Below are 9,490 nucleotides of genomic sequence, written 5' to 3'. Positions count from 1 at the left end.
CCTCCACCCACCGGCGTGCCGCCACCCACCGCAATACCATCACCCACGCCCACCGGCGTGCCGTCACCAACCGCGTCGCCCACCACAGTGCCATCACCCACCCGCACCACAGTGCCGTCACCCACCGCGTCGCCATCACCCACCCGCACCGCAGTGCCGTCGCCCACCACGTCGCCATCACCCACCTCCACCGCAATACCATCACCCACGCCCACCGGCGTGCCGTCACCCACCGCGTCGCCCACCACAGTGCCGTCACCCACCGGCGTGCCATCACCCACCCGTACCGCAGTGCCGTCGCCCACCACGTCGCCATCACCCACTCGCACCGCAGTGCCGTCGCCCACCCCCACCGAGGAGCTATCACCTCCACCCACCGGCGTGCCGCCACCCACCGCAATACCATCACCCACGCCCACCGGCGTGCCGTCACCAACCGCGTCACCCACCACAGTGCCATTGCCCACCACAGTGCCATCACCCACCCGCACCACAGTGCCGTCGCCCACCGCGTCGCCATCACCTCCACCCACCGGCGTGCCGTCACCCACTCGTACCGCAGTGCCGTCGCCCACCACGTCGCCATCACCCACCTCCACCGCAATACCATCACCCACGCCCACCACAGTGCCATCACCAACCGCGTCACCCACCGGCGTGCCGTCACCCACCACAGTGCCATTGCCCACCACAGTGCCGTCACCCACTCCCATTGATGAGCTATTACCTCCACCTATCACAGTGCCATCGCCCACCCGCATCGCACTGCCGTCACCCACCCCCACCCAGGTAGCCTCTGCACCTCCGGACATCATGCCGACTGCAGTACCAACTGAGGAAGCGTTACCAACGGCAATTTCCCCACCCACCGAAGAAACGACCCCGACAACCTTATCGCTCATCCCTGATGTCCCAGCGATATCAACGCCGCAGACAATCCCGACGCTTGCAACGGGAGGGCAACCAATCACCGAGGCGTTTTCTCCCTCGGACTCGGGCAGAGGCCCAGATAATCCCGACATCGCGGTCAGCTTACCCTACACAGGGCTTGGACACACACGCCCAGGCTATCCCGGTCTCTATGTGCTTGCTGCGAGTCTCATTATGATCGGAGTACTACTCCGGTGGCGGCGTTAATCCCTTGCACCACCCCACCCCACCCTGTTTATGTTGTTGGTTGTGCTGCGGGTCAGCCTGCATTGACCAGGCTCTAACTAACCAGGCCATGGTTCGCCCGCTCAGAGCCACTGAAGCCCTAGTCATCCTGTGAGGGAAGCAAGTATTCAGCACTTGACCGGGACAACCCTTGTCATGCTGAGGAGCGAAGCATCGCAGGCGTGGAAACCGCCGCGGCCCTTCGCTTCGTTCCTCAGCAACAAAACCCGTCAGACCTCACAGGTCTTCAAGACCTGTGAGGTCTGACGGGTGCTCGCGCTCGCGGCACTGCGGGCCCACGGGCCATGTGGTACTCAGGATGACAAATGGTGTCGGCGTCGGTGCCTGTGCAGAAGATCTGCGTAGGCTTACGGCAGTAGCTCGACCTCGAAGCTTTCAAACACAGTCGGTCGCCCAGCCCACAGCCCGGCACCGCCAGTGACGTGGGTGTTATCGCGGATGCTGCTGAGCGGCTCACCGTCAACTAAAGCAAGGAAATTGTTGCCACGAACCTCAGTTGGAAAACCAGGCGCTCTTCTGGCGCTGCTTTGCTTGGCCCTACGCCTGTGTCAGGCGCGCCTGGTACAGTGCCACCAGGGCCGCGCCAATCGCCTGCGAGAGATCGCCCAGGGTTGCGGGCACCACGCGCATGGTGGCCTGCTGGGCAGGCCACAAGTAGGGATAGGCCGCCTCCCAGACGTGCTGCAGGTAGCGCTCGCGAAAGGCTACCGAGGTCGACTCGGTGTCCATGAGCCCCCCGCCGATGACGACGAACTGAGGGTCGAGGGCCATCGCCAGCGTGGCGACGTGCAGGCCGAGAACGCGCGCCTGAAAGTCGAAGATCTCGGTGGCGAGCTGGTCGCCCTGCTGGGCGAGGCTGCGCAGGGCGAACGCCCGCTCTTTGAGGCTCAGGGGCAAACTCGCCAGCGGGTGATCGGGCTGTGCGACGAGTTTCTCGGCGAGCAGCAGTGGCAGGCCGGCCAGGGAGGTGTAGATCTCGACACAGCCCCATGTTCTGCCGCAGCCGCACGGGTAAGGGCGCACGTCGAGCAGGTGCAGCGGCGCGGGCATATGTGCTGCTTCCATCCCGGCGAGCGTCGCGCCATCGAGCGGCAGGCCGTGCTCGTCAATATAGGCGCAGCCGAGGCCAGAGCCGGGGGCGAGCATCAGGACGCTGCCGGTGCTGCTGCCGCGCACGCGCTGGGCCTCGGCGACGCCGCCCATGTTACCGTCATTGCCCACCGCCAGCGCGATTGCGCGTCCAGCCCGTTCGGCAAGCGCCCGGCTGTAGGCAGTGTAGACATCAAAACCGACGAAGCTCTCAGGCAGGTTCGGCCCACGCTCGAGCACGCCATAGCTCCGCCGCGGTCCTGGGATGGCGACCCCGACCCCGCGCACCTGCTCCCAGTGTAGATCGTTCTGCTCAAGGTAGGTGCTGATGGCTTCGACCCACCCCTGTACGACCATGACGGGCCCAAGATGCGCATCAGTCGATCGCTGGAGCAAGTTAGTTGACACGGGGGAACCATCTTCCCAGACGCCCCCGATCTTCGAGGTTGTGGCACCACTATCGGTGCCGATATAGACGGGTTGCTGTGTGCGCATAACCATTTCAGCTTTCAGCTCTCTGCTTGTCCTTCTTCCCCAGAAACTACTCACGCCAACCTGATGGTGAAAGGCTGCCCTGATTATAGTATACCGTACTTCGCACGCAACCTACATTTGTTCTGTGCAAGATTGGCTGCTGCTGTGCGCGCTGGCGACCAGGAGCGTGTTTCAAGCCGAACAGCTTCATGGTGAAACTAGTTCGCGCCGCCTCCAGTGCCGCTAGCCATCGATCAGGCGGCGGTAGATCCCAGGCGACGAGTCCTCGATGACGACTCGCCCGTGCTTGCCGAGCTTCAGGCGTTGGAGGCCCGGGGCGTCCACGTCATCAGTTGCCTCACCTGTCTCGATTATTATGGCCTGACCGAACAACTGGCCGTCGGGGTGATCGGCGGCATGCCCGACATCATCGCGGCCCAGTGGGGTGCGCAGAAGGTGATCACGCTGTAGGGATGCGTGCCAAGCATCGCGCACGCTAAGTAGTCTGTGGATTAAGTTTTCCGGGCGCACCGCCGACCACGAATACTGAGCACGAATATACGAAGATGAGCGGTGCGGTGCGGTATTCGTTATGCCCAGACTACGGAGTGGTGTGTCCCCTATGTTTTCTGATGATGTGACGCAAAGGCGCAAAGGGTGTTGAGAACGTAAGGGCGTACTCTACCGAACGTGCTGGCCGCTAACCGGCCGCATCATCCAGCAACGCCCGCAGTTGATGCAACACGGGAAGCGTGACCTTGCCCGTGGCGAGCTCAGGGTTCCAGTTGGCGGGGTCACGCAGGTCGAACCAGCCAATGGCGCGCATGGTCGCCAGACCATTGTGATCGTCCTCGGGATCGACCCCTGGCTGTGCCTCGCCCCCGACCACCAGGCAGAGATAGGTGTGGAGCCAGGCATAGAGCTACCTTCCGGCACGATCCAGAACTGACGCCTGTCGGTGCGGTCATCGACCTTGACCAGCAGGATGTGATGGTCACGTACAATACGAGGCGCTTTCAGGTGTCAAGGCTATGGCAATATCCCGGTACTCTCTTGGCGTAACCCCAAACCACTTCTTAAACGATTTACGGAAGACGCTTGGCTCTAAGAAACCCAGCAGGTAGGTGATTTGCTCGACCGAGTAGTTTTCGCGCAGAGATTTCTTGGCCAACCGCACGGCCAGTAATCAGGTTGCCGATGATGCGCTGGTAACGCCCCGATTTCTCGAAGGCTTCGCTAAGCGTTTTGCAGTTCATCATCAAGTAGCCGAGGATAGACCAACTGCCGGGTTGGGCGAACTCGCCCATATGCAGGCCGAAATACGGGTCGTTGACGTACTCCGCCGCACTGTCCTGGATGTGCAGATAGGTCTCGACCGGAAGATAGGCGTCCGGCGAGCGCACCGTTTCCGGTTCAAATATTGGTGTATCTTCTTGCGCTGGCTGATGGTGTATCTTACCCTATTAGCCCATACTGCCGCGCCGCCTCGGTTGCCGAGCCGAGCACCAGGTCGGTGCGCCCGGCGCTGGCGTCGGTGCCTTTGATGATGCGGTAGCGCATGCCGCTGGCGCCGGCGAGTTCCTCGGCGTAGCGTTGCTTGGCCAGGACCTCTGGTGCGTCGATTTTGTTGTCGCCCTTCACCTCGACGATGGTGTAGTTGCCGTCGGTGCCCAGCAGCAGGAAGTCCGGGTAGTAGCTGCGCACGGTGTGGGACATCGGGTCGATGTACTGGACAAAGAAGTCGGATTGGCCGTGGGTGAGCATGCCGGTGAAGTAGAGTTTGTCCACCCGCCCGTCCTTGATCAGCTTCCAGAAGAGGTCGCGCTCGGGGTTCGAGTCGAAGCAGTAGGTGTCGAGGTGGAAGCTCTTGGCGGCCTCTTTGCCCGCGTCGGTCTCGCGTACGATCAGGTGCGGCTTGCCGCGCAGTTCGTAGAAGCCGTCCTCTGGCATCTTCACCAGATCGATCTCGTACTCGTCTGTGCGCTCGAAGTGCTCGATCTTGTAGAGCAGGTCGAAGAGCCGCGGGATCACCCAGTCGTAGAGCAGTTCGTTGAACTCGTTGACCCTCGCCAGCAGCGCCTCTATGCCTTCGCTGCTGCGCTCGAGCAGCGCCTCGATCTCCAGGCAGGGCTTGTTCAGGTAGCGCGCGATCTCGGCTACCAGCGTCATCGCGCTGAAGGTGCGTCGCTCGCGCAGGTGCGAGAGATCCTCGGTCTTCGTCGCCTGCTTGTACTCGGCCAGGCCCTCGCGCTCGGTGTGGATGAGCCGGTAGCCCTCGGTGGTGGCATGCGCCAGTTCAAGGCTGAAGCCGTCCGGTGGCGCCTTCTCCTGCATGCTGAAGAGCCGGCGCACCCGCTTGAGCTTGACCTTCTCGACGGGGAGCTTGACCTGCGTGCGCACCGCCTCGCTCTCGCTGCCGCCCTGCTCGATCTCGCCAATCGTGACGCGGAAGTTCTGCTGGAGCTCGTCGTCGAGGATCTGCCGGTTCTCGGCACTCAGGTAGACGTGGCCGGTGTTCTGGGCGACACCGATGGCCCGCAGGCAGCGCATGGTGGCCTGGAGCACGAAGATCTTCGACTTGGGCTTGCGGTAGAGGGCCACCGCGAAGAGGGAGCGGCAGTTCCAGCCCTCGCGCCCCTTGTTGACCAGCAGGATGAAGTGCTTGTCTGAGCCGGGGGTGTCGAGCCGGTTGAACTCGCGGATGTCGTCGTTCGAGGTCAGCTTGTCGTCGCCGACGTTGACCAGGATGGTGCTGGTGGGGATGCCGTGGCGGGTCAGCGCCGCTTCCACTGCCGGACGCAGTTCGTTCTGAAGCTCGTCGATGGTCGCCGCGAAGAAGGCCATCTTTGGGCGCAGACCCTCGTGGCGGTCGTCGAGCCGGTTGTGGCTGAGGAAGTCGTCGATGGCGATGCGGACGAACTCAGTGGTCTTTGGGTTGGTGTAGCCGTGGGTCCGTACCTTCTTCAGGAAACTGCGGTTGATCGCCTCCTGGAGCCCGAAGGCGTAGACGACTTCGGGCAGGATCTGGTTCTGGACGTAGGGCGTGCCGGTGTAGTTGTAGCAGGCCACCACCCGCGTGCCCGAGGCCTTGAGGCTCGCCGCCAGGGCGTCAATGGTGACGCGGAGGCTCGTCGGTGACTGCTGGATGCCCATGTCTTTGGCGAGCTGCGTGCCAAAGGCGTGGTGGGCCTCGTCCACGTAGATGCCGAGCTGCTCCAGCCGACGCAGCTTCTCGAAGCGCTGGTTGGTGGCGAGGTCGTCCTCGCTCTCCAGCTCGTCGCCGCCGTAGAGGTCGGCGTTCTCGGCATAGACCGAGGCTGCCGCGTAGGTCGGCTTGCCGCTCTGCATCAGGCGCTCGATTGGGGTCTTCTCGGCGTGCTGACGCTTGAGAATGATCTTCTGGGTGTTGGAGATGATCAGGTTGAAGCGCGAGCGGTCGAGCAGGTTGAGCGTGACGCCGCTTTCGTCGAGGAAGTGGAAGCGGATATTGGTGTCGAGCCAGGCGACGTACTCGGCGGGCACGACCCGCGCTTTGTCGAAGGTCTGGATCTCGCGCAATGCCTCCAGCACCGTCTTGTCAGGCGCGAAGACCAGGGCGTTGTGACAGTAGCGCTCGTCCTTGGGGAACTTGTTGGCCAGGATGAACTCGTAGAAGATGCAGGTCGCCATCAGGATCGTCTTGCCCGTGCCCATGGTCAGGGCGAAGATGTAGTTTGGGTAGGCGCGGGCGTAGGAGCGCATCTGGGCGAAGACCGCCTCGAATTGCTCTTTGGTCTGCTCGGCGAAAAGGCCGAGTTGCCCGGCCTGCCCCGACGCCGACTTGCCACGGCCCTCGAAGCGCCCGGCCTGCTGCGACCAGTCGCGGTAGATCTCGTAGACAGCCTGATTGCCCAGGAACTCCTTGAGCAAGACGTAGATCTCCAGGGCCTCGTACTGCGGCGGGCGCAGGAAGGCTGTGGCGTTGGCCGGGTCGTTGAAGGCGAGGTACTTGCGCGTCAGCTCGCGGTAGCTCTGCCAGATGCGGCCCTTGTTCTGTCGGTAGAAGTCCAGCAGGTGGGTGAAGAAGGCGAAGTCGAGCGACGCCTGCTTCGTCTTCACGACCTTAGCCATGCCGCACCTCCTGCTCGAGCGACTCGGAGAGCAGGTCGGTGAGCTTGACCCGGATCGTGCCGGCGTCGGCGGGGATCGGGTAGCGCCCGGCCACCAGCCCGTCGCCCTCGGGGATGTCGATCAGGGCCGGCTGGAGCACGGCGCCGTCGTAGTTCCAGTCGATCATCACCGACTCGACCAACTCGCGCCAGTCGCCGACGTTCTCTTGCTGGAGGCTGAGCTTGGCGAGCAGGTTCATCGGGTAGAAACGCTCGATGATCAGTTCGCCGTCTTTGACGACGATCCGCGCCTCGGCGTCGCGCTTGAACTGGAGGTTCTGCTTGTCGCGCAGAATATCGACGACCTCGACATCAAGCTTGTAGGAGACTTCCTTCTGGAGATGCGCCGCCAGGCCAGCCTCGTGGCCCATGCAGACCAGCGTGATGTGCTCGACCGGCTGGGCGGGGTTCGCCGCCTGGCGTCGCTCGAAGTCCTTGTAGTTGAAGCCGGTGATCAACTCGTTGAGATCCTGGCGCGTCGCGATGCGATTGACGGGCATGACCTTGACCATGCGCCCGTCCTTCTCGCCGTCGAAGAGTCCGCCGGCCTGGAGCCGGTTCACCTCCAGCGCCTGAAGCAGCAGTTCTTTTGCCTCCACCGGGTTGCGGAAGATGTCGTAATTGTTGACATTGTAAACCTCGAAGCCGGTATAAAATGTTTGGATTACCTGCGGCTCTACTGGCTTAATATCACTAGGTTCCTCGTCATCCTCAGAAATCGTATCTACGGCAAGAGATAGACGCTGTGGTTGGCGAGCTATTTCCGAAGAAACGCCTAGTAGACGTTGAGTTGTTAATTGTACGGCACCGAGGTTGATGTCAGCCCCAATAAAACGACGACCTAATTTCATTGCCACCGCTTGCGTTGTTCCGCTACCCATGAAGCAATCAAATACCAAATCTCCTGGGTTAGAGCACGCTGCGATAATTCTTTGTATCACTGTTTCGGGTTTTTGCGTCGGATAGCGCAGATTCTCGGTTTTATCAGCAGGCTGCAACATAGACAGGCGCCATACGTCGTCTACTGTTTTGTGGGTTGACTGAATATAGATAATATTGCCGTTTTCGTCTTTAGCATTCACAAGTTTCTGCCCTTCTTTACTCCAGGCACGTTTAATTTGCATAATCGGCTTATCCCGCTGCTCGCGGACTTTATTAAAGACCGGGTTATCACCCTTGCTGTACCAGTAGATTACATCATGATTGGAAGCAAATTTATTGATATTACCCTGCATTTTATTGTAGTAATACCAAACGATTTCATTTTGAAATTGCCCGGATCCAAAAACCTCATCTAGTATGCAACGAAGAAAATGCCCTTTATGCCAATCGCAATGCAATAACAGACTCCCATTGGGAGTAAGCAACTCTCTCATAAGAGTAATCCGTTCGTACATGAATTGAAGATACTCATCATTTGTCCATATATCAGCATACTGTTTCTCCTCAAAAGCCGAAGAGATTTCCGTTATCGTTTTACCTCTGACATTAATCAATCTCTTGTACTCAGCTTTCGAATCAAACGGCGGATCAATATACACCAATTGCACCTTGCCCCGAAACTCCCTGAGCAAATGGCTCATCACCTGAAGATTATCGCCCCAGAAGATCTTATTGCGCCAGCCATTGACCTCGGGGCCGTGGGTCTCGCGATGCTGAGCAGGGTAATACTGCGTCGAGGTAAAGGGCCGCTTGCCGCGCCAGTTCAGCATCGGATAGCCCTTGATCGGCTCGAAGGTATACTGCTCAACGCGGTCGGTGTGGTCATCGGTAGGCATGGAGAGCTCCTGGTAGGGTGCAAGCCCGCTTGTTTGACGCAAGGGTGGTTTAAACAAGACCTGTTGTTTGACGCAAAGGCGCAAAGGCGCAAAGATAGTTTAGATAAGCCTGGTTGTTTGACGCAAAGAGAAGGTTCCAGAAGGGCCGGATCAGCTTGACCCTCGACGCGGAGTGCCGACTTCAGTCGGCTTCCCGCTCAGCCGACTGATGAATATTCAATATTAAATTGGGTATATGGTAGTGCCGACTTCAGTCGGCTTCTAGCTCAGCCGACTGAAGTCGGCACTACCGAATTTAATTCTTAAAACTCATAAGCCGGCACTCCTCAGCCGCACATTGTCTAGGAATGCTATAGCTTATCAGATCGACAGCGCGATCCTACTGCCGCCATTGTAGCATACCGGAATCATTGAACAACCGGAGTTATCTGAAGAGCGGGGCTGATGCAACGTCCCAGTGGGGTAGATAGTGTCCGCAGATGACGCAGATTACGCAGATTATAGCTTCCGCATCTGCGTCATCTGCGGATGATCAGGAAGACTTTGCATCAGCCCTAATCTGAAGAGCGGGAGGAACGGGCGGAAGGGGATATGTAAGCTCAAGGCATAGTACCCCGTTCCGATTTTATTATTCAAAGTATCCGGAAAGGTCTGCTGTCATTGCGGCTCTTTTACTCACCTCACGATGTATAAATAAAACAAATTGCAAAAGTGCAGCAGCGCCTTCAAGCACTTTGATTTCGATAGAGAGACCGATACACATTAGGGACTACGCAGTGGCATCAGGACGCGCCCCGTCACCAGGGCGCTTCGTTATTTCGGCCT

8 protein-coding genes and 1 pseudogene are annotated in these 9,490 nt (G+C 59.7%); 3 read left to right on the top strand and 6 right to left on the bottom strand.

Features of this window, described 5'->3' with window-relative positions; all coding sequences use genetic code 11:
- Window positions 1–713, bottom strand: a pseudogene (locus tag EKD05_RS24430) (hypothetical protein); the annotation flags it as partial.
- 100 nt (window positions 714–813) lie between these two features.
- Here EKD05_RS24430 and EKD05_RS24425 point away from each other — a divergent pair.
- On the top strand, window positions 814–1,137 hold the full coding sequence (locus tag EKD05_RS24425; protein WP_129678090.1) for a hypothetical protein: 324 nt from the start codon (window positions 814–816) through the stop codon (window positions 1,135–1,137).
- Between the two features lie 576 nt (window positions 1,138–1,713).
- Here the strand turns inward: EKD05_RS24425 and EKD05_RS24420 are convergent.
- On the bottom strand, window positions 1,714–2,760 hold the full coding sequence (locus EKD05_RS24420) for an ROK family protein (protein ID WP_129678088.1): 1,047 nt from the start codon (window positions 2,758–2,760) through the stop codon (window positions 1,714–1,716).
- A 216-nt stretch (window positions 2,761–2,976) separates the two neighbouring features.
- Between EKD05_RS24420 and EKD05_RS24415 the strand changes: the two genes are divergently transcribed.
- Together EKD05_RS24415 and EKD05_RS24410 are read left to right on the top strand one after the other, a co-directional pair.
- A complete protein-coding gene (locus EKD05_RS24415; protein WP_129678086.1) occupies window positions 2,977–3,210 on the top strand; it encodes a DsrE family protein in 234 nt (77 codons plus the stop codon).
- Between the two features lie 265 nt (window positions 3,211–3,475).
- Window positions 3,476–3,688 (top strand): hypothetical protein, encoded by a 213-nt coding sequence (locus EKD05_RS24410; RefSeq protein WP_129678084.1) that lies wholly within the window; start codon window positions 3,476–3,478, stop codon window positions 3,686–3,688.
- 45 nt (window positions 3,689–3,733) lie between these two features.
- Here the strand turns inward: EKD05_RS24410 and EKD05_RS27355 are convergent, their stop codons facing one another.
- From EKD05_RS27355 to EKD05_RS24390, 4 genes are read right to left on the bottom strand one after another with little or no spacing between them, the layout of a single operon-like run.
- Window positions 3,734–3,910 carry a helix-turn-helix domain-containing protein gene (locus tag EKD05_RS27355; RefSeq protein WP_240695921.1) on the bottom strand — a complete coding sequence of 59 codons (177 nt, stop codon included), beginning with the start codon at window positions 3,908–3,910 and terminating at the stop codon, window positions 3,734–3,736.
- On the bottom strand, window positions 3,825–4,142 hold the full coding sequence (locus EKD05_RS26925; protein WP_165360953.1) for an AraC family transcriptional regulator ligand-binding domain-containing protein: 318 nt from the start codon (window positions 4,140–4,142) through the stop codon (window positions 3,825–3,827). The genes EKD05_RS27355 and EKD05_RS26925 overlap by 86 nt, the downstream gene beginning before the upstream one ends.
- Before the next feature lie 52 nt (window positions 4,143–4,194).
- A complete protein-coding gene (locus EKD05_RS24395; protein ID WP_129678080.1) occupies window positions 4,195–6,849 on the bottom strand; it encodes a DEAD/DEAH box helicase family protein in 2,655 nt (884 codons plus the stop codon).
- Window positions 6,842–8,665: a site-specific DNA-methyltransferase gene (locus EKD05_RS24390; protein WP_129678078.1), complete on the bottom strand. Its 1,824-nt coding sequence runs from the start codon at window positions 8,663–8,665 to the stop codon at window positions 6,842–6,844. The genes EKD05_RS24395 and EKD05_RS24390 overlap by 8 nt, the downstream gene beginning before the upstream one ends.
- Between the last annotated feature and the right edge of the window lie 825 nt (window positions 8,666–9,490).

The organism is Candidatus Chloroploca sp. Khr17, from assembly GCF_004138165.1.
Classification (GTDB): Bacteria; Chloroflexota; Chloroflexia; order Chloroflexales; family Chloroflexaceae; genus Chloroploca.
Note: the sequence above shows the minus strand (reverse complement) of the source record. Positions and strands in the feature narration are given on the sequence as shown.

Coding starts and splice junctions, on each gene's coding strand:
- EKD05_RS24425 (WP_129678090.1), top strand. CDS start 814: ATGCCGACTGCAGTACCAACTGAGGAAGCGTTACCAACGGCAATTTCC.
- EKD05_RS24420 (WP_129678088.1), bottom strand. CDS start 2,760: ATGCGCACACAGCAACCCGTCTATATCGGCACCGATAGTGGTGCCACA.
- EKD05_RS24410 (WP_129678084.1), top strand. CDS start 3,476: ATGCAACACGGGAAGCGTGACCTTGCCCGTGGCGAGCTCAGGGTTCCA.
- EKD05_RS24395 (WP_129678080.1), bottom strand. CDS start 6,849: ATGGCTAAGGTCGTGAAGACGAAGCAGGCGTCGCTCGACTTCGCCTTC.
- EKD05_RS24390 (WP_129678078.1), bottom strand. CDS start 8,665: ATGCCTACCGATGACCACACCGACCGCGTTGAGCAGTATACCTTCGAG.